We start from the raw sequence: 20,024 nt of genomic DNA, 5'->3' as shown, positions 1-20,024 counted from the left end.
CAAAGTTCGACAAACAAATTAGAACTTGTAGCTGATACCACCGAAGAACTGGCGACCAATAGTGTCAAACACTTCCGGTACGGTGCCGCCATCGCTGCCGTTCGCAACGCGTGAAGGCTCTTCGTCTGTCAGGTTTTTCACACCCAGCGATACGCTTAAACCGTCGGTAATGAAATAGCTGGCAGAGATGTTGTGATACAGCACTGAGTCAATTTGGGAACCGTCAGCCAGATACTCGCTCTTGCCGATGTAACGGTTGAAATAGGTTACATTCCAGTCGTCCATACCCGCCTGAATGCTGAAGTTATTACGCAGTTCAGCATAGCCACCAAAGTTACCATCGATAGTATTGGTGTACTCGATACCGTCCTGTTTAAACTTCAGTAACCAGGTAATATCGTTGTTGATTTTCCAGGTTAAACCCAGGCCGTCAAAGCGGTAACTGATGTTACCGTCGATACCACTGGTATCCTGATTACCCACGTTAGTCAGCGGGTTAGTGAAGTTTGACAAGTCACCGTCTAATGTAATGCTAAAAGTTTCACAGGCGGTCACATCACCGTCGAAGCAGCTTTTAAGGCCAGCCTGCGCGTCTAAACGGGTAATAGCGTTAGATACTTTGAAACGCCAGTAATCAACCGTCATCGACAGACCTTCGATCTGTGATGGTGATAATACAAAACCAGCAGTGAAAGACTCTGACTCTTCCGGCTGAATGTTTGAGTCTGACGTGTAATTCACCAGAATTTGCGGGTCTTGCTCGTTGCCCCATGGGTCATCCAGATAGTCGTACGAGCCGGTGTTACCGCCATACAACTCGCTGACATTCGGCGCGCGGAACCCGGTTGCTGCTACAGCGCGTAACATCAGCTCGTCAGTTGCTTCGTAGGTTAAACCAATTTTCCAGGTGCTGGCCTTACCAAAGGTTGAGTAGTCGTCAAAACGCAGAGCAAATTCACCGGTCAGTTTCTCACTGAACGGTACGCTGACTTCCTGATAGAACGACACAACATCATAGCTACCATTGGTTGGATCTTGCTGCGCTGCGGTGCTTTCACCGGCAACAATTACCGGATCCGGGTTATAGTAACCACTGTCACGGCGGTATTCTGCACCAATAGCAAAGCCAACTGCACCGGCTTCTAAATCAAACAGGTCACCACTTAATACACCGGCAACGATATGTTGTTTGTTACCACCAGAGGCCTGCTCAAAGTAGCTTATGTCATCAGTGATCGCTTGTGTCAGTGGCGCACCGCTAAACCAGGCGGCCTGATTAGCATAAACAGAATTTTCCATCTTCACGGCATTGATAGAATTTGCCACTGAAGTATCGGCTTCATTCTTACCGAAAGTGTAAGACAGATCCCAGCTCATGCCAGTGTGTACGTCCAACGTGCCGGCTAAACCAGCAGATAAACGTAACGTATCAGTATCTTGTGCATAAATACGCGGGCCGACATCGGTAGTACGGCGGCGGTAGTTTACACGACCGGTGTCATCAGCTTCAATACCACCTGCAATCATGCCAGGTGTTAAGGTAATACAGTTCACCAGGTCAGCACCCGGTGCGCCGCAAACGTCCAGCATAATATCGCCAGGCTGTGCCGCCAATTGCTGGTCTGATTTACGTTTGGTGTATAACACATCAGCAGTAAACATCAGGTCATTGCCAAACTCCTGTGTTGCATTGGCAAACAGGCTGTAGCGTTTACTTGGTGTTTGATACCAACTGTCTTTAGTGAAGTCGTAACCATTACCAGCCAGCCACTGTCCACCAACGTTTGATTTAACTTCTTGCTCAAATCCTGTTTCAGTTGGCACTTTCTGGCCATTTTCATCCAGCACGAATCCCAGAATACCACCTTGTGGTACAAAAGAACTGTTACCACGTTTTGTCCAGTCACGATCAGCCTGAATTACACCTTCGCGCTTAGAGAATGACGCGCCAAACGTATAGTTGCCGCGGTCAGTGCTGAAGCCGTACAGCGCACTTAATTCACCGGTTTCCCCGTCGCCTTTATCAGTGCTGCTGCCATTTAAGTCCAGTTGCACACCTTCGAAATCTTTCTTGGTGATAATGTTCACTACGCCGGCAATAGCATCTGAACCGTATACCGCAGATGCGCCGTCTTTCAGAATTTCTACCCGGGCAATCATCGCTACAGGGATAGCATTTAAGTCTACCGCGCTGTCAGCCCCTGAACCTGAGTTCACCATACGACGACCATTTAACAACACCAGAGTACGCTGGGCGCCCATACCACGCAAATCAACCTGCGCCACACCGTCAGCACCGTTGTTTGTTGTTGAACCAACCGCAGCGCCAGCCATAGAAGTTTGCGCTTGCAGCAGCTGGTCAACTGACGTGAAGCCTTCAACACGGATGGCAGCAGCATCGATAACAGTGACCGGAGAAGCCGTTTCCATATCCTGGCGTTGAATGCGCGAGCCAGTTACTTCAATACGTTCTACTTTAGCGGCTTCTTCCTGCGCCATTGCGACAGAACTAAAACCAGCGGCAGAAACAGGTGCCGCCAGCAGCGCAAAGCGTACCGCTTTGCTTACGAAAGAGTTTTGCATGTTATTCCCCCTGGAAGCCTTTGTTTACGGCTGCCGTTGTTATAGTGGTGGTTTTTCCGGCGCTGACGCTACTGTTGTTGTGTTGCCAAATCCAGTCCAAATACGCCAGATAGGCCTTTATTGTGATAAAGCGGGGGATTTGCGCTGTCAGCGCTTAAACTGTGCTAATTTGTTATCTATCCGCAAAACGCTAACGGCTTTCGTCCGACTTTGCTAGAATGCGCGCCCCGAAACGGCTTTGGCTGACCCGGGAACCTTAATGCATCCTATGAAGTCAGAGTTGCTCTGCATTGTTTTTAGAGTCGGATATGAAACTAAGTTGTTTAATAGTGGACGACGAACCATTAGCCAGGGCTGGCATTAGACATTTACTTAATCAGCAAAACCAGTTTGAAGTTGCGGCAGAAGCCGATAACGGCACTGATGCGCTGCGACTGGCAGAGCTGCATCAGCCAGACATCATTTTTCTCGATATCCAGATGCCGGGTTTAGATGGCTTAAATGTGTTTAAGCAGCTGGCGAATAAGCCAGCAGTGATTTTCTGTAGTGCTTATGCGGAACATGCTGTTGCAGCCTTTGAACTGAGCGCTGTAGATTACCTGCTAAAGCCTTTTAGCGCAGAGCGGTTTCAGCAGGCGTTATTTAAAGCCTGCGGCAAAATTATCGACAAACTTAACCGTGGCTCAAACACACCAGCAGAAACCCCTACGTATATTGACCGACTGACCATTCGCGATCCGGGCCGGCTGCGTATTGTTGAAGTTAATGACATCAGTTGGATTGAAAGCGCTGGTAACTATATCGATATCCATGTTTATTCACAGCGTAAAAGTTATTTGCTGCGCGATACTATGGCTGCCATTGAGAAAAAACTGGATCCGGCACAATTTGCCCGTATTCACCGCTCGAGCATAGTGCGTAAAAGCGATATTGTTGAGCTCAGACCCGGAGACAAAGGCGATGCCGAAGTGATTCTCAAATGTGGTACTGTGCTGACGCTATCGCGGCGTAACCGTAATGCGCTTGCCGACTTGTTTGGTCATCTCGCCTGACTGTGCAGCGCAATAGCCAATATATTTGATATACTGCCAGCATCGATGCAGAGGTAGAAACCGTATGACACAGCAGCAGGCAAGCACAGCAGCCAAACCCAAGAAATCAGGCTTTATCAGCAACCTGCTGTTAAATGTTATTATTCCTGCTGTCATTCTTAGCCGCTTGAGCGGACCCGACGCGTTGGGGCCGGTATGGGCGGTAGTGGTGGCGCTGGCGTTCCCGCTGTTATTTGGGCTGTGGGAGCTGCTGCAATCAGGTAAAGTGAACTTTTTCTCAATATTGGGTATTGTCAGTGTACTGCTGACGGGCGGCATCAGCCTGTTGCAGCTGGATCCGGCCTATATTGCTATCAAAGAAGCGTTAATTCCCGGCCTGATAGGTATCATAGTACTGGTAAGCCAGTACACGCCCTTTCCGTTTGTAAAAAAGCTGCTGATAAACCCCGAATTACTGGATACCGATAAGCTGTACCAGGTGCTGGCAGACAGGAATAACAGCACGGCCTTTGAACAACGGATGGCCCGCGCCGGCTACATTGTTGCCGCATCATTTTTCCTGTCATCTGCGCTGAACTATATACTGGCCAAAGCCATTGTGGTCAGTCTACCGGGTACTACAGCATACGCCGAAGAACTGGGCAGGATGACCTGGTTAAGTTACCCGGTCATAGTGCTGCCCAGTATGGTGATGCTGTTTGGCGCTATTATCTATATGTTCCGTCAAATAAGTAAGCTGACCGGCCAGTCGCTGGAAGACTTCATGTTGCAGTAGGTTAATCAGACAAATAGCAGATTTGTCTGATTAAAGTTTTTCAGGTTAGGGAACAACTGCAGGCATTGCGCTGCTGATAAACCAAACCATTGCGCCAGCGTAGCGAAATATTGCTCATTGGCAAATTCCGGAATAATCCGACCGGCACCGACATCACGTTCACCGCCCAATTTTTGCTGCGGTACAGCACCGAAAATATCACCGCCTTTGACGGCCCCGCCCATCACCAGCTGATGGCCCGCCCAACCGTGATCGGTGCCGTCGCCGTTGGTGCTCAAGGTACGGCCAAAATCCGACATGGTAAAACTGGTCACATTGTTGCTGTTGCCACTGTCATCCATCGCCTGCTGAAACGCTGCCATAGCCTCTGCCACCCGGCCGAGTAAAATCGGGTGTAAGCGCTGCTGGTCACCATGGGTGTCAAAACCGCCCATACGAACAAAAAACACTTGCCGGCCAACATTCAGGCTATCCCGCGCGCTGATAATTTGTGCCACTTTCCTCAACTGCGCCGCGAGCGTATTGCCTGATGGGAACACATCACTGAAATCCGGCGCCAGCTTCAGCGCCTGGCGCATAATGGCACTGCGTTCAATAGCATTGTTGTTCAGCTGCGCATAGTGCGAGCCTAAAGGGTGTGTCTGTCCTGTCAACAGTGCCTGTGTGGCCTGACGCAATACGTTTGAGCGAACATCGCTGCGGCGCGTAGCCTGTAGCTCAGGTACGCCGCCATGTGTCAGCCCAAACGGGCTAATCAGCTCACCGCTTTGCCACAGGTTGCTACCCGCCAGGCTGATACAACTGGCAAAGTCGGGTTGCTGATACAGCAGCTCCAGCATTTGCGCACCCCAGCCACGACTGATGATCTGCGGTTCACGGCCCCGCATCCAGGTATCCTGCTGGTCATTATGCGAAAACAGATGCTGCGGCTTAATAATACTGCCCGACAAATACTCAGCCTTAGTGGTAGGCTGTACCAGTGATCCTACAGCCGACACAACCGCAAGCTTGTGCTGCTCAAAGTGAGGCAGCAGCGCAGACATAGATGGGTGCAGGCCAATGCCATCTTCCACCTCGCGTAAGGGTTTAAGTGGCAGCGCATCTGCGACGGCTAAATCCTGCCGGGCTTGCTGATAAAACTGCAGACTGTCTCCGCCCATAGGGATCAGCATGTTCAGCGAGTCATTGCCCCCAACCAGAAAGATACATACCAATGCTTTGTAGTCGGTAAAGGGTTGCTGCTCTGCTGCCAGCGCAGACTGCATAAACCGCAACTGTAACGCTGATAACGATGCAGCACCTAGGCAACCGCGCAAACACAGGGAGAGAAACTGACGTCTGGTCTTTAAAGTCATACTACATCTCCTCTATAACTGTACTGCGTAGTCTGGTGAAATAAACACCAGGTATAATAATGCTGCCGCACGCTGCTCAGCGCTAAGCTGCTGCAATTGTGCTTCTGACTCCCGCAGCAAGTCCCGCAACTGCACTGGCATGTCGCCGGCAAAAAATAACAGGCTGTAGCGATCCAGCAATGCCTCAGTCCCCTCTTCGGTAAGCAGCTGCGCCAGGTCGCTAAAAGCCAGCAGCATATGGCGCTCGTCAGGCTCCGTTACCTGCTCTTTGATACTGAGGTTGATTGCCGAATGAAACAGGTTTTGTGTTTCCAGCAGCAAATCATCCGTCAGTAACTGCGCTTCAGGTGCACTAAGCCCTTGTTGCTGTAAGTCACCGCTTGGTGAGTAGTCGGGCCGGAAAAAGTTAAATACTGATGGCGCTTGCTGCGGCGCCTGACCATGCGTATCTTCAACCGTCACTGTACGGATCCGGCCGCTGCTTGAATCTGCGCCCAGTGCACGCCACAGGTGCGTCGTTTTCAGCAGTGGCTCACGTAATTTACCAAAATTAGCCTGCTGATAAGGCCGGCTGTAACGAGCTTCATCATCCAGTAAAATTGCGCTCACCACGGCGGCCAGATCACCTTTTATACCCTGGCCGTTATCGTTAAACACCCGGCTGACCCGCGCGACATATTCAGTTGACGGGTTTGACGTCACCAAACGCTGAATTAACTGCTTGCTGATAAAAGGCGCCACATTCTGATGCTGGAAGATATTGTCCAGCGCTGCTGTCAAGTCCTGCTGCGCAGTCTGGTTAGCCGGTAACACCACATTATTAAGTAACCTTTTCGGTGCGGTGTCGTGGTACTCTTCAAACGCCTGCATAGGATTGAGCAGGTCCTTTTTCTTACGGTTCCAGTATTCACCCGGACTGCTCCAGCCGGTAAATACGCGGGCAAAGGCTTCAATAGTGTCCTGGTCATAACTGGGAATGGTATTACCCTGCTTATCCAGTATTTCTGTACCATCTTCATTGAGCTGTACCAGACCAATAGTGAATAATTGCAGTACTTCACGGGCGAAATTCTCATCAGAGCGGATATTGCGTGCCGGGTCAGGCTTTTCATTGCTCATATGACTAAGGTAAACCCCCATCACCGGCGATTTTGCCACTTCTTCAAGCATGTCACGGTAATTGCCAAAAGCATTACGCACCAGGATATCGTAGTAATTGGCCAGCTCCAGCGGCTCTGTATCGAGGTTTGGATGATGCATGGAAGTCACCAGAATTTCACTGAGCGCAAAGGCGACGCGCTGACGCAGCTGATCCGGTTTGGTCAGTGCAATTTGCAGCCAGGCTTCGACCCGCGTGTAATGCGACGGGTGGCTCTTTTCTATCACGTCAGGCACATTCGGCATATGCAGTGTTGCCGGCAGCGCTAATTGTTTATCTAACCACTGCCGCACCGTCAGACCTGTTGCGTAATTGATATCTGCCATTGTCGGGCCAAAAGTAGCCTGTTGCAGCAGCCGCGCGGCTTGCTGAGCTGACATACTGCCTTCAGGCAACGGTGGCTGCGGCGCGGGCGGCGGTGTTTCAGGTGGCGGTTCAACCGGATCAACAGGCTCCGGCGGCGTTGGCGTTTCCGGTGGTGGCTGGACAGGGTCTACCGGCTCCGTAGGCGCCGGCTCAACAGGAGCGGGAGACGCCGGAGGTGGTGTCACACTGGTAGGTGCAGCAGTATCGGAACCGCCGCATGCTGATAACAAAAGTACTGCAGTCAGCAGCAAGCCTCTTATCACAGGATCTGCCTCCTTCTTTAATGAAAAACGACATCCCGAACCAGCTCAGACTGCAGGGCCGGTTCGGGGTGGGCGGCAAGTATACTGAATAAATTTTAGACAAAAAGAGCAAAAATAGACCACAACAGTGCGGATAAAAATAGTTGAACAAAAACAACCGTGTATTCACCTATTTTTTTTATAATTTTTTGGAATATAAATATAGTGTTAATTACTCCTGTCACGCAGCTGTTGCTGCACCTCTGACAATTGCTGTTTAAGTTGTTGCATTTGCTGCAAAAGCTGCAGCTGTGTGGCTTTTTCGGCATCCAGCTCTGTTTTATGCTCTGCGTCATGCATGCTCTGTACGGCATTCACAATGACTGCAATAAATAAATTCAGCATGGTGAAAGTCGCAATCAGAATAAAAGGTACAAAGAACAACCAGGCATAGGGGAACTGCTCCATGACCGGGCGGGCTATGCCCATTGACCAACTTTCCAGTGTCATGATCTGGAACAGTGTATACAGCGACGCACCCAAACTGCCAAACCATTCGGGAAAGGCAGCGCCAAACAACTTAGTCACCATGACGGCTGCCACGTAATACACCAGACCCAACACCATTGCTATCGACAGCATGCCGTTTAGCGATTGCATCAGTGCGCCGACAATTTTCTTCATCGAAGGAACAAAAGTAAGCACCCGCAGCACACGCAGTACCCTTAGTGCCCGCAATACCGAGAATGGCCCACTGGCTGGCAGCAATGCTATACCCACCACCACAAAATCAAATATGCTCCAGGCATCTTTGAAAAATGCCAGCCGGTGCACATAAAGCCGTACCAGTATTTCCAGCACAAAAATGGCCAGAATGGCTTTGTCCAGCAGATGAATAGCTGTTCCGGCCAGCGACATTACTGCGTTTGATGTTTCCAGGCCCAACGTAAACGCATTAAGCAGGATTAACGCCAGCAGCATACGCTGCACCGTACCGTGTTCAATAAACTGCTGTAAACGTTGCCGCACAGGCACTGCTGTTACGATGGTATCACTGTTCATACTGCCCTCAGAACTGTCGCCCACAAAGATATGCGCCCGCTATTGTAAGGCAGTACAATAACGGATCAATGCACTACAGCACTATCCTGTCACAAAAAATCCACTGATAAAGTTATTACAAATCATCTAGCCGGATAAATTTTCTTCAATGATTACAAAGCTATAAAAATTTCAGCCTGATAAAACCTGATATCTGTTGCAGCTTCCAGATATGGAATAGCCTGTCGTCTGACGATGTAGCAGCCTTAGTGAGCCCCAATAGCCGGGGCGCTATAACGACAAATCAACAGAGGATAAGGCAAATGCAATATCGCAACACTTTAGGTTATTCGTTGCTGGCAACCGCAATAGCGTTCAGCATTCAGGCACAGGCTGATAATCTGGCCATCACCGGACCCGGAGCCGGCGCTGATGGCTCAGGCAAAGCCAGCGGCACCAGCTATGGCAATGTGAAAGATGCCAACATGCAAAGTTACTGGCAGGCGCCAGCCAACAATGGCCAGCGCGTATCCGTAAAATGGAGCAACCCAGTAAGCGTCAACCGCGTTGTAGTGCGCGAGCTCGGTAATGCTGTTAACAGCTGGCAGCTGGTTAACAATGACAACGGTACCGTGCTGGCCAGCGGCAGTACTCTGGGCAGTGCTAAAACTATCGATTTCGCCAGCATCAGCACCAGCAAACTTAACCTGAATATCGTCAGCGCCAGCAGCGCCGCCAGAATTGCCGAGTTTGAAATTTATCAGCAAGGTGACACGAACCCGACAGACCCTACCGATCCGGTCGATCCCGTTGAACCGGGGCCAGTAACGTCATGTGCGGCCTCGCCGCAAGGTTACGCTTCATTAAACGGCGGTACTACCGGCGGTGCTGGCAGCAATGCCGTTACCGTCACGGTAACGACAGGCGCCCAGCTGGTGTCAGCATTACAGAACCGCGATTTAAACCGGCCGCTGACCATAAGGGTAAACGGAACTATTACACCGGCTAACTCAGGTGGCGTCAGTAAGTTTGATATCAAAGACATGGATAACGTCAGCATTATTGGCGTTGGCAGCAATGCACTGTTTGATGGTATCGGTATTAAAATTTTCCGCGCTAACAATGTGATCATCCGTAATCTGACATTGCGCTACGTTAATACCGGTGACAAAGATGCTATTACCATTGAAGGCCCTGCCAGCAATATCTGGATTGACCATAACGAGGTCTACAACAGCCTCAATGTTGGCAAAGATTACTACGATGAACTGATAAGCGGTAAGAAGGATATTGATAATGTCACGGTCTCTTATAACTACCTGCATGACAGTTGGAAAACATCACTGTGGGGCAACAGCGATTCTGACAACTACAATCGCCGCATTACCTTCCACCATAACCACTGGTACCGGGTAAATTCACGCTTGCCGCTGTTCCGTTTTGGTCAGGGGCATATTTACAACAATTACTACAACGACATTCAGGATACCGGCATCAACAGCCGGATGGGTGCTGTTATCCGCATTGAAAACAACGTGTTTGAAAATGCGAAAAATCCGATAGTGTCATTTTATTCTGATGCAATTGGTTACTGGGATACCCGTGGCAACAGTTTCAGCAACATCACCTGGCAGGACTACCCCAGCGATGGTGTTATCGCCGGGCCGAATGTACAGCCAACAGCGGTGTTAAATTTACCCTACAGTTTCAGCCTGCTGCCAACCGCCGAGGTAAAAGCACATGTACTGGCAAATGCCGGTGCGAATAAGTGTAGTTTCTGATCTGTATAGCAAGCACAAAACTGCAGGCTAACGGCGTGATCCGCTAGTCTGCAACGTTAGCAAAACGAACAAAGGCTGCATCCAAATCGTCAATTAAGTCCTCTACATCTTCCAGACCAATATGCAGCCGTATCAGCGGCCCGGTATAGGGCCAGGCAGTGGCACTACGCAGGTTTTGTACTTTCATGGTAGCGGTAATTAAGCTTTCAAACCCACCCCAGGAAAAGCCCATTTTAAAATGGGTCATCCCTTCGATAAAGGCTTCTACCTGTCGCTGGCTGCCATGCTTTAGCACAAAGGAAAACAAACCATTACTGCCGTTGAAATCACGCTTGAAAATGGTATGCCCGGGGTGATGTGGCAGCGCCGGATGCAGCACCGTTTCTACCTCTGGCCGGCTTAGCAGCCAGCTTGCAACAGCCAGAGCGCTTTTTTCGTGCTGCTTTAATCGCACCGATAAAGTTCGCAGGCCACGTAGCGCCGCGTAAGCATCATCTGCCGAGGTACAGTACCCCATTAAATAACTGTGTTCACGAAGCGCCGGCCAGTGCTTTTCATTAGCCGTTGCCGTACCCACCATCACATCAGAATGGCCAACAATATATTTCGTTGCCGCCTGAATAGAGACATCTACCCCCAGCGCAAACGGCTGGCATAAAATAGGTGAGGCCCAGGTATTATCTAAAATAGTAACAATATTATGTTGCTGCGCCACTGTAGTAATGGCCGGAATATCCTGCATTTCAAAGCTTAGAGAGCCGGGAGATTCAAGAAAAATGACTTTGGTGTTAGGCCTAATTAAACCGGCAATAGCAGCACCCATTTGCGGGTCATAATAGGTTGTTTCAATACCGTAACCTGCCAGCACTTTATCGCACAGCGCCCGGGTAGGTTCATACACACTGTCCACCATCAGCAGATGATCACCTTGCTGCAAAAAGGTCAGCAAAGCACCGCTTACCGCTGCCGCACCACAAGGGTACAACGCGCAACCAGCGCCCCCCTCCAGCTCACACATCGCTTCCTGCAACGCAAAATGCGTATCTGTGCCACGCCGGCCATAAAACGGCACCCGGTTACCGCGGTTCAGGGTGGCATGTTTTAATTCAGCAAAGGTATCAAATACGATGGTTGATGCACGCACCAGCGGGGGGTTAACGGCTGCGCCGGTATATTTTTTAGCACGGCCGGCATGGATAAGCCGGGTATCTTTTTTCATATTGTTTCCACATTGACAAGAACATGCCACAGATATTAAGCCATCTGGATGGCTACAATACCTCAAACAAGTACAATGTTGCCAGCACTAATTATCAGATGCGCTTTATTACAGACCACTGAGTTGTGCTGGTTGCACCAAAGCCTCCAACTGTGGTTTGGCAAAATAATAGCCTTGTAAATAACGGATCCCTGCTGCTGTGAGATAATCAAGCTCAGCGCGCGTTTCGATACCTTCTGCCAGTACGGTGGTGCCCTGCAATTCACATTGGGCTACAGTTTGCTCCACGATAAACTGTTTTGCCGGGTGCTGGTCAATGTCGCGGATAAGCTGCATATCAAGCTTGAGAATATTCGGTTTCAGCTCTATCAACCAGTCCAGAGTGGCAAAACCAGAACCATAGTCATCGATCGCGGTTTGAAACCCCCGTTTAGAGTAACTTTGGAAAATACGGTTTAAATGCGCTTTATCTGGGATCTGTTCGCCTTCAGTCACTTCAAAAATCAGCTTTGTCAGATCAAAACCATACAGATCAGCAGCTTCAATTGTGGCTTTAATGCAGGTTTCAGGGTTGTACACAGCATTAGGTAAGAAATTTATACTTAAAAAGCTATTGCAGCCGAGCCGCGCAGCTGTTTGTATCGCCTTTACCCGGCAGGCCTGATCAAAGTAATACTTATTGCCTTCGTTGATATGCTGAAATACCCAGCCAGCACCCTCACCCTGTGGCCCGCGTACTAAAGCTTCGTATGCGTAAATACTTTTATGCTGCCAGTCGATGATCGGCTGAAACGCCATACGGATCTGAAAACCCAATGACTGTCCGCTTAAACAATCACTGCACGTCTGCTGTTTTATCGTCTCAGGGAATTGCATAAGGTATTGTTAGTTTTAACCAAAGATGTAACCGACTTTAGCGATGATATTCACCAGATACCAGCTTTTTGCCGTTCAAATAACGTTTTTACCTGCTGAGCGCTCTGGCATAACAGTTAATCAGCCGCCCGGCAGCTTCTGATGCACTTGCGCCGAAAGCCACCACACCATCTTCGTGGCCTGCCATAGTGAATACGCCCTGCTGCAAGACGTCACTTTCCCGAAATAATCGCGCGACCTCACCGGCCATGGCGACAGTACCATAGGGTACCTCCGCACCGGTTTGTGGTAGCTGTAACTGGTTGGCCTGCTGCCATATTTGCGGACAATGGGCATGGATCACAAAATTAATGCGACTGCCGATCTGATAAAGCTGGCCATGCGTCATCGCCTCTGACGACGGCTTGGTTTCACCGACAGCAGCAATATAGTTGCGCTCTGGTTCACAGCAAGTCACCAAGGCATAGTCAGCCGCTGTCATCGCATTAATGCCGCCCGTCTGGGTGCCGCTGATAATAAACTGGTTGCCGCTGCCACAGCGCTGACTGATATTACCAAAGCCGTAATTGTCGTAGCGCGAAGGTGTCTGCCCGAGCATACCAAGTTGCAGCATTACAGTGCGCCAACTGCTAATTTCTGCAGTATCCGACGGTTGTAGTACCGATTGCCGGGTGAAATCCAACTGAAATTTTATGACCCCTTCCTGCTCTGTCATCGTATAACCTGCTGTAACTAAAACTCCAATAGTATAAAACGCTATGACACCGCACCCCAGCCGCTTAGCAGGCCAAAACTGGTAAGGGCGGCACAGAGCTGTATAATAGCGGCATTAAATGACAAGGCCTGATGGCAAGCATGAAATATAACGATTTACGCGATTTTATTGCCCAGTTAGAGCAGCGTGGTGATTTGGTTCGGGTGAAAGCTGAAGTGGACCCGGTGCTGGAGATCACCGAAATTGCTGATCGCACCTTACGGGCCGGTGGCCCGGCGTTGCTGTTTGAAAACGTCAAAGGCCACACTATGCCGATACTGGCCAACCTGTTTGGCACACCGCAGCGTGTTGCCCTGGGTATGGGGCAGGAAGACGTATCGGCGCTACGTGAAGTGGGCAAACTGCTGGCGTTTTTAAAAGAACCAGAGCCGCCAAAAGGCTTAAAAGACGCTTTTAGCAAACTGCCTATTTTCAAGCAGGTGCTGAATATGTCACCCAAACAGGTGAAAAAAGCGCCTTGTCAGGAGATAGTGCTAAGCGGCGATGACGTCGATTTAGCCACACTGCCCATTATGACCTGCTGGCCTGGCGATGCAGCCCCCTTGATAACCTGGGGTTTAACGGTTACCCGGGGGCCACATAAAGAACGGCAAAATTTAGGTATTTACCGCCAGCAGTTGCTGGGCAAAAACAAACTGATTATGCGCTGGCTTTCACATCGCGGCGGTGCGTTGGATTTTCTTGAGTTTCAAAAAGCTAATCCGGGACAAAATTATCCTGTTTCGGTAGCGTTGGGCGCTGATCCGGCAACCATTTTGGGCGCTGTGACACCGGTACCCGATACCCTTTCAGAGTATGCCTTTGCGGGATTGTTACGTGGTGACAATACCGAAGTTGTTAAATGCATCAGTAACGACCTGCAAGTGCCGGCCAGTGCCGAAATTGTGCTGGAAGGTTATATAGCGCCGGGTGAAATGGCGCCCGAAGGCCCCTACGGCGACCACACGGGTTACTACAATGAAGTGGATGACTTTCCGGTATTTACCGTTACCCACATTACGATGCGCAAAGCACCGATTTATCACAGTACCTACACCGGCCGGCCACCAGATGAGCCAGCGATTCTGGGTGTAGCACTGAATGAAGTCTTTGTGCCAATCCTGCAAAAGCAGTTTCCGGAAATAACCGACTTTTATCTGCCGCCGGAAGGTTGCTCGTATCGTCTGGCTGTCGTGACCATGAAAAAGCAGTACCCTGGCCATGCCAAACGGGTAATGATGGGAGTCTGGTCGTTTCTGCGCCAGTTTATGTATACCAAGTTCGTGATTGTTTGCGATGACGACGTCAATGCCCGTGACTGGAAAGATGTGATCTGGGCCATTACCACACGTATGGACCCGGCACGTGATACCACACTCATCGAAAACACACCGATCGATTATCTGGACTTTGCCTCTCCGGTGTCCGGCCTTGGCTCAAAAATGGGCATGGACGCTACCAACAAATGGCCGGGTGAAACCAGCCGCGAATGGGGCGAACCGATAGTAATGGACCCCGCAGTAAAAGCCCGCGTAGACAGTATCTGGGACAGTCTTGGTATTACACTGCCACTGAAGGAAGAGCAGCCGTGAGCCATTTAGTGACCATAGCGCCGGCACAGCTTAGCTTTGCTGTACAAGAGAGCGAAACTATTCTGCAGGCCGCGCTGCGTTGTGGCATTGACTTTCCCAATCGCTGCCGGCAGGGCGTTTGTACCAGTTGTGTCTGCAAACTGAAAAGTGGTGAAGTCCGTTATGATGAGCCACAGCCGTTAACTGAACTGGACAAGCAACAGCAGTTTACTTACTGTTGTCTTGCCTATCCCTGTACTGATCTGGTGTTACACCATCCTTTTATCCGTGGCTAAACCGAAACAGCCATCGCTGAGAGCATTATGACAATAACTTCCTGTAGCGTTGATTTAATTGAAGCCTTAACCCCTACTGTAAACCGGATACTGCTGACGCCACAGCAACCGGTTAGCTATGCCAGCGGTCAGTACTTGCAGCTTTGCCTGAGCGACAGCGACAAAAGGCCATTTTCGATCGCCAGCATGCCGGGCGATAAACAAATCGAGCTGCATATCGGCGGCGCTGTTGCCGATCAATATGCCAGCCAGGCTATTGCGCACCTGATGCAGCAATACCAGTTAAAACAACCAGTGAAAGCAGAGGTAGGCTTAGGCAATGCCCATTTCAGGGCAGACAGTACTAAACCGGTTATTCTGCTGGCGGGTGGTACCGGTTTCTCTTACATCTACAGCATTGCACAAAGTATTGCTGCTGCCGCACTTGACCGCCCGGTATTTGTTTACTGGGGTGTACGTGAGCAAAATGCGTTATATCACGCCAGCGTAATGCAGCAATGGGCAGCGCAAAATGCCAAATACCGTTTTATCCCGGTAGTACAACATCCGGATGACAACTGGCAAGGCCGCAGTGGTATGGTGCATCAGGCGGTGCTGGACGATTTTGTTTCGCTTGAAGCTTACGACATCTATGTCGCAGGGCCTTTTGCTATGGCCGGCGTAGTGCGGGATGCGTTTATTGAACAAGGCGCGCACCGCAAACAATTGTTCGGCGATGCGTTTGCTTATATCTGATAGCAAAAACGCCCTTAACGGGCGTTTTTTTATTACAGCAAAGACAACGCCTTTACATAAACTGCTGTTTCATTTCTTTGGCTGGTGCATAGTTTTTTGCTATCGCCTGATCCAGCAATTGCATACCTTGCTCACGCTGGCCTTCAAGGATTAAGCTGGTGCCAGCCCAGGCCATTACCTCACCGTCTTGCTGACTGAGCAGATAATTTTCCCACTGGGTGTTATGAGCTGCCATCACCCGCTGCGCTTCCAGGTTGCCATTTTTGGCTGCCTGCTCCCACCAAAACATCGCCGACATAGAGGCGGGAGCGTTAACGGATGGCACTATATCAACGCGTCTGGAGCGTTGATCCGCATGCCGGTACATGCGGTATACATCAGCCTCGACTTTTCCTTCAAGCTTTTGCCCAATCAGGCTTTTAACAGTGTTCTTGCTATCAAACTCTGTTCTGAGCTGTTCGGTAATAACGCCCTGCTGATCTACTCTAACCACGGCATAACCCCAAAAGCCCTCTAAATCTGCTTTTAAATGGGCACGGATTTTATAAATGCTAAAGTCAGGCTGTGCTGACAATGGCAAGTCTGGATCGAACCAAAAACCATTATTGCTTTGTATTTCAAGCAACGACAGTAAAGTACCTAAGACAAACTGATACTGCGGTGCACCGGCCGACGCAAATTGCCACAGCTGGTGTTTTTGCTCCAGCTTTTCTATCTCAGATACTTTGATGATGCCATTACCTAACGAGTAATCCAGTCGCACCTTTAACATGTGCTTGGCACCGGTTGCCTCATATTGCCAACGTTTAACCGCACGCATAGCAGACTTATTAAACACCTTTTCCGGATAAGTGTCTAAGGTGTCAATTGCGGTGACCTGGCCGGCTTCATCTACCAAAAACCTTAAAGTAACGTAACCAAAGAGGCCCTGACGCGCCGCTTCTATTGGGTAATCCGGCGTGACCCGCTTTAACGGCTCTGGTAGCACAGTGTCAGCTGCGGCTTCCAGTGCAATCGGCTGTATTGTCACAACCCTTTGCAGTCGGGCAAACTGCGTTTCAACCTGACTGAGTTGTTCCGCATTTAACTCAGCTTGAATCTGTGTCAGCAGCTGCTCGGCTTGAGGATGCTTTAGCACCGCTGCCAACTTAAAATAAGCCAGTGCAGAGGTCAGATCTTTATCTTGTCCTTCGCCCTGATAAGCCATTACCCCTAAGTTAAAAGCAGCCAGCTCATTGCCCAGTGGTAATAGTTCAGCAAACTGCTGCTGCGCCTCTGTATAATTTTTCTGCTCATAGGCCTTTAACGCATCCAGCATATCGGCCTGCACTGTGCAACAACACAGTAACGCCAACCCCAGCCAATTTTTCATTCTGAATATCCTTTATCCTTCCAATGCGGCCAACTTTACTTAAAAGCTCAAATTTTGCAAAGTTGTTTATTTTTTGCATCAAGCTTGCGCAGACAACATACTGGTTTGGCCAGTAAACCTATGCCACAATCTACGCACCTGAAATTGCGACAACAGCCTAACATGACACATAAAACCCTGATTAAAGTCCGCGGATACCATTTAGATATTTATCAACACGTTAATAACGCCCGCTATCTGGAGTTTCTGGAAGAGGCACGCTGGGGTTATCTGGAAGACAGCGGCGATATTGACTGGTTTGCCAGCCATGGCCTGGCTTGGGTGATTGTTAATATCAATATTAACTACCGTGTAGCGGCCACAATGGGCGATACATTGGAGGTATATACCCGCTTTAGTAAAGTAGGTGGTAAAAGCGCTGTTGTGCAGCAAGAAGTGCGTATCGTCGGTAAAGATGCTGTTGCTGCTGATGCACAGGTTACCTTTGTTTGTCTCGACCAGAAAACCGGCAAGGCAGTATCAATAGAGGGCGAGCTGAAGGCCCGGCTGGAGCAGCATCTTACCGAAGCCTGATCAGTGTTTACTGTGTTTTTCCAGCGCCTGTTGTAATAAGGCGCTGCGACTGACTTCATCACCACAAGGCACCGGCCTCGTGGCCATCAATCCTTCAAAGCCATCTTTCGCCGGGTCAGCTATCCTGCAACCGTCTTTAGTGCGGATAAGCTGCTTGCCGTCATCCAACTGTGCCAACACTTGTCCGGCAGGATCGCGACTTAACTGCTGATATCTTTTATGCACTGTAGCTTTGGGTTGCTGTTGGGACTGCAAAAACTGCTGGTAGCTGGCCTGAGCTGAGCGTTCAATAGCTGACGGGTCGGCTGCGGCAGCCTGGTTTAGCGCGCGTTGTACTAAGCTTTGCCGCAATGTCGCTGAAGCGAGCGCAGCATCGCCTGACGCTTGCGTGCCAGCGATTTCAGGCAAGGGTTCTGTTAAATGTTGCGGTTGGCTGGCAGGCTTTTGCACTGACGCTATAGGCGCCGCGTTAGCCGGCGCTGGCTTAGCTGCGTCAGCCTCTGTCAACATGTCCTCAGATGATTGTTGGGCTATGTCAGATGGTTCAGGCAATGCTGGCTGATACAAATAGGATACGATTGGTTCGGTCACAGGTGCCGGAGCTACCTGCGGAATTCTCGTTGTTAGCAAAGCCAGCAGCAATAAGCAATGTATTAGCAGCGCTAACAGCAGTGGTCTGCCACCAGCGCGCACAACAGATATGACGTTACCAATAACACCAGACAATGAAAGGCTGTCCCTGCTAGTCCTGCGACAAAGTGTGTTTCAGACCAGCTGGACAGCCAAAAATTCCGCGGCGTTGCTAATTCACAACACCGCAGTCTTGCTTAGTAAGGACTGACAGGCGTGTAGAAGCTGCCACTACGGCCATCAATGCTTAAACGGATTGGGTTTACCGCCGTGCCGTTGTTCAGCAGATTGTAGCTTTGACCCGGCACTAATTTATAGCGCAGCAGGTTGTTAATGATTACCGGCTGACCACAGCTGATTTGCTGGTACTGCGTTTGGCTGTCGGCCCGAAGTACATAAACTTCATGGCTGCCATCAACCACACCATTACCATCAGCAGTAACAAACAGTGATGTTGCTTCTGATACCGCTACAACGCGGCCGGTGCTGCCCAATTTAGCCTGAAACACCGCCGAGCGCCCCATACGGTCACGCTGCTTAAAGTGTGTATCGGTAATAATGCCACTTAGTAATGGTATATCGAGGAAGTCAGTGCTGATGTTTACCGTTTCATGGCAAAAATCGGTTACCGCCTCAGAGCTGATAGCGCCTAATACACCGTCGGGATCATAAATAAACTGACCCAGCACATGGTTACTCGCCGAGGTTCCGCCCACTGCACCACCTTTGTTGTACACATGCATCAGCGCATCCTGCACTTTCGTGCCTTGCCACTGGTTCAGGTAATCGGACTGATCACCACCGGCAATAAAGACAAACTCAGCACTGCGAATAGCCCAATCTACATAGTCACTGTTCGCTTTCGTGCGGGTGTTCACAATCAGGGTTTCAACCGACGCGGCGTTGGTCAGGCCCTGTAAGTAGCTGTTGTAAGCATCGGTGCCTGAGGTGCGCAACACCACGACATTACCACCTTTGATATGCGGTTTAATACGGTTAGCAAAAGCCGCGTCAACGTCTGAGCCACCGCCCATCAGCAGTATGGCAGGATTGCTCAGACTGACACAAACATCACTGTTGTTGCCCACCAGGGTTGCAGATAAACCGCCGGGTTTAGACGGTCTTGAACCATAATTACAGTTCTCAGGTTCCGGATCAGGATCGGTGCCACCCCCGCCACTGCCCGAGCCGGCAAAATTAACCGCTAACTGATAATTACCGGTGCCACTGTAGCGGGTTACCTTAATAAAGTGCGGCCCGGCCGGTGAAGCAACATAGCTACCGGTTTCCGGGTTGCTACTACTTTGGCCCGACGCAATATAGCTGCCACTGGAACGGTACAAAAACCAGTCAAAGTCGTCGTTGTTATCGTGGCTTAAACTGATGCTGATATCACCGGTTGCGGTGGTATCAAAGTAGTACCAATCCTGATCGGTACGGCTGCCAATAGCTGCCTGTACCGCTACGTCACTACACAACGGTCCATCGGCACCGCTTTCGCTATTGTTGTTTTCGCTTTCTTGTTGCAAACAGGCCTGCGCATTGCCACATAGCAATAACGCAACTACGCCTAACAGACTTAGTGCTTTCATTTTTACTTCCTGCTTTTGTATTGTTATAGGAAATGGCCTAAAGGCCGCAGTT

The 20,024-nt window shown here is 50.0% G+C and carries 17 protein-coding genes; 7 read left to right on the top strand and 10 right to left on the bottom strand.

The features are described from left to right. Positions 1-18: 18 nt before the first annotated feature. Positions 19-2,583 (bottom strand): TonB-dependent receptor plug domain-containing protein, encoded by a 2,565-nt coding sequence (locus AC5SV9_RS10835; RefSeq protein ID WP_475152392.1) that lies wholly within the window; start codon positions 2,581-2,583, stop codon positions 19-21. A 308-nt stretch (positions 2,584-2,891) separates the two neighbouring features. On the opposite strand from AC5SV9_RS10835, the gene AC5SV9_RS10830 reads away from it, so the two are divergent. Together AC5SV9_RS10830 and AC5SV9_RS10825 are read left to right on the top strand one after the other, a co-directional pair. Beyond that, positions 2,892-3,635 (top strand): LytR/AlgR family response regulator transcription factor, encoded by a 744-nt coding sequence (locus AC5SV9_RS10830; protein WP_475152389.1) that lies wholly within the window; start codon positions 2,892-2,894, stop codon positions 3,633-3,635. 64 nt (positions 3,636-3,699) lie between these two features. Then, on the top strand, positions 3,700-4,410 hold the full coding sequence (locus AC5SV9_RS10825) for a VC0807 family protein (protein WP_475152387.1): 711 nt from the start codon (positions 3,700-3,702) through the stop codon (positions 4,408-4,410). A gap of 5 nt (positions 4,411-4,415) precedes the next feature. On the opposite strand, the gene AC5SV9_RS10820 is transcribed toward AC5SV9_RS10825, so the two are convergent. The 3 genes from AC5SV9_RS10820 to AC5SV9_RS10810 form a co-directional block, all read right to left on the bottom strand. Next, positions 4,416-5,765 (bottom strand): DUF1501 domain-containing protein, encoded by a 1,350-nt coding sequence (locus AC5SV9_RS10820; RefSeq protein ID WP_475152385.1) that lies wholly within the window; start codon positions 5,763-5,765, stop codon positions 4,416-4,418. A gap of 12 nt (positions 5,766-5,777) precedes the next feature. Then, complete coding sequence (locus AC5SV9_RS10815; RefSeq protein WP_475152383.1) at positions 5,778-7,553, bottom strand: DUF1800 domain-containing protein; 1,776 nt, start codon at positions 7,551-7,553, stop codon at positions 5,778-5,780. A 207-nt stretch (positions 7,554-7,760) separates the two neighbouring features. Continuing rightward, on the bottom strand, positions 7,761-8,594 hold the full coding sequence (locus AC5SV9_RS10810; RefSeq protein WP_273023516.1) for an ion transporter: 834 nt from the start codon (positions 8,592-8,594) through the stop codon (positions 7,761-7,763). Between the two features lie 302 nt (positions 8,595-8,896). Here AC5SV9_RS10810 and AC5SV9_RS10805 point away from each other — a divergent pair, with 302 nt between their 5' ends. Next, positions 8,897-10,354, top strand: a complete 1,458-nt coding sequence (locus AC5SV9_RS10805; protein WP_475152380.1) for a pectate lyase family protein — start codon at positions 8,897-8,899, stop codon at positions 10,352-10,354. Positions 10,355-10,397: 43 nt separating this feature from the next. Here AC5SV9_RS10805 and AC5SV9_RS10800 read toward each other — a convergent pair whose 3' ends face one another. From AC5SV9_RS10800 to AC5SV9_RS10790, 3 genes are all read right to left on the bottom strand, one after another. Then, a complete protein-coding gene (locus tag AC5SV9_RS10800; RefSeq protein WP_475152378.1) occupies positions 10,398-11,573 on the bottom strand; it encodes a cystathionine beta-lyase in 1,176 nt (391 codons plus the stop codon). A gap of 108 nt (positions 11,574-11,681) precedes the next feature. Beyond that, a complete protein-coding gene (locus tag AC5SV9_RS10795) occupies positions 11,682-12,449 on the bottom strand; it encodes an EAL domain-containing protein (RefSeq protein ID WP_475152376.1) in 768 nt (255 codons plus the stop codon). 88 nt (positions 12,450-12,537) lie between these two features. Beyond that, positions 12,538-13,164, bottom strand: coding sequence for a class II aldolase/adducin family protein (locus tag AC5SV9_RS10790; protein ID WP_475152374.1), 627 nt, complete (start codon positions 13,162-13,164; stop codon positions 12,538-12,540). Between the two features lie 140 nt (positions 13,165-13,304). Here AC5SV9_RS10790 and ubiD point away from each other — a divergent pair, with 140 nt between their 5' ends. From ubiD to fre, 3 genes are read left to right on the top strand one after another with little or no spacing between them, the layout of a single operon-like run. Beyond that, positions 13,305-14,795 carry a 4-hydroxy-3-polyprenylbenzoate decarboxylase gene (ubiD, locus tag AC5SV9_RS10785; protein WP_475152649.1) on the top strand — a complete coding sequence of 497 codons (1,491 nt, stop codon included), beginning with the start codon at positions 13,305-13,307 and terminating at the stop codon, positions 14,793-14,795. Continuing rightward, positions 14,792-15,070, top strand: a complete 279-nt coding sequence (locus AC5SV9_RS10780; protein ID WP_475152372.1) for a 2Fe-2S iron-sulfur cluster-binding protein — start codon at positions 14,792-14,794, stop codon at positions 15,068-15,070. The genes ubiD and AC5SV9_RS10780 overlap by 4 nt, the downstream gene beginning before the upstream one ends. Positions 15,071-15,097: 27 nt before the next feature. Further along, positions 15,098-15,805, top strand: a complete 708-nt coding sequence (gene fre, locus AC5SV9_RS10775) for an NAD(P)H-flavin reductase (protein WP_475152370.1) — start codon at positions 15,098-15,100, stop codon at positions 15,803-15,805. Positions 15,806-15,857: 52 nt separating this feature from the next. On the opposite strand, the gene AC5SV9_RS10770 is transcribed toward fre, so the two are convergent. Further along, on the bottom strand, positions 15,858-17,177 hold the full coding sequence (locus AC5SV9_RS10770; RefSeq protein WP_475152368.1) for an energy transducer TonB: 1,320 nt from the start codon (positions 17,175-17,177) through the stop codon (positions 15,858-15,860). 162 nt (positions 17,178-17,339) lie between these two features. Here AC5SV9_RS10770 and AC5SV9_RS10765 point away from each other — a divergent pair, with 162 nt between their 5' ends. After that, the gene (locus AC5SV9_RS10765) at positions 17,340-17,750 is read left to right on the top strand and encodes an acyl-CoA thioesterase (RefSeq protein ID WP_475152366.1); all 411 of its coding nucleotides are present in this window, start codon (positions 17,340-17,342) and stop codon (positions 17,748-17,750) included. On the opposite strand, the gene AC5SV9_RS10760 is transcribed toward AC5SV9_RS10765, so the two are convergent. Then, positions 17,751-18,341: a hypothetical protein gene (locus tag AC5SV9_RS10760; RefSeq protein WP_475152365.1), complete on the bottom strand. Its 591-nt coding sequence runs from the start codon at positions 18,339-18,341 to the stop codon at positions 17,751-17,753. Positions 18,342-18,577: 236 nt separating this feature from the next. Further along, a complete protein-coding gene (locus AC5SV9_RS10755; RefSeq protein WP_475152364.1) occupies positions 18,578-19,972 on the bottom strand; it encodes a pre-peptidase C-terminal domain-containing protein in 1,395 nt (464 codons plus the stop codon). Between the last annotated feature and the right edge of the window lie 52 nt (positions 19,973-20,024).

Source organism: Rheinheimera sp. ATLC3 (assembly GCF_059429535.1).
The sequence above is the reverse complement of the archived record's forward strand: the minus strand, read 5'-3'. Positions and strand labels throughout refer to the sequence as shown.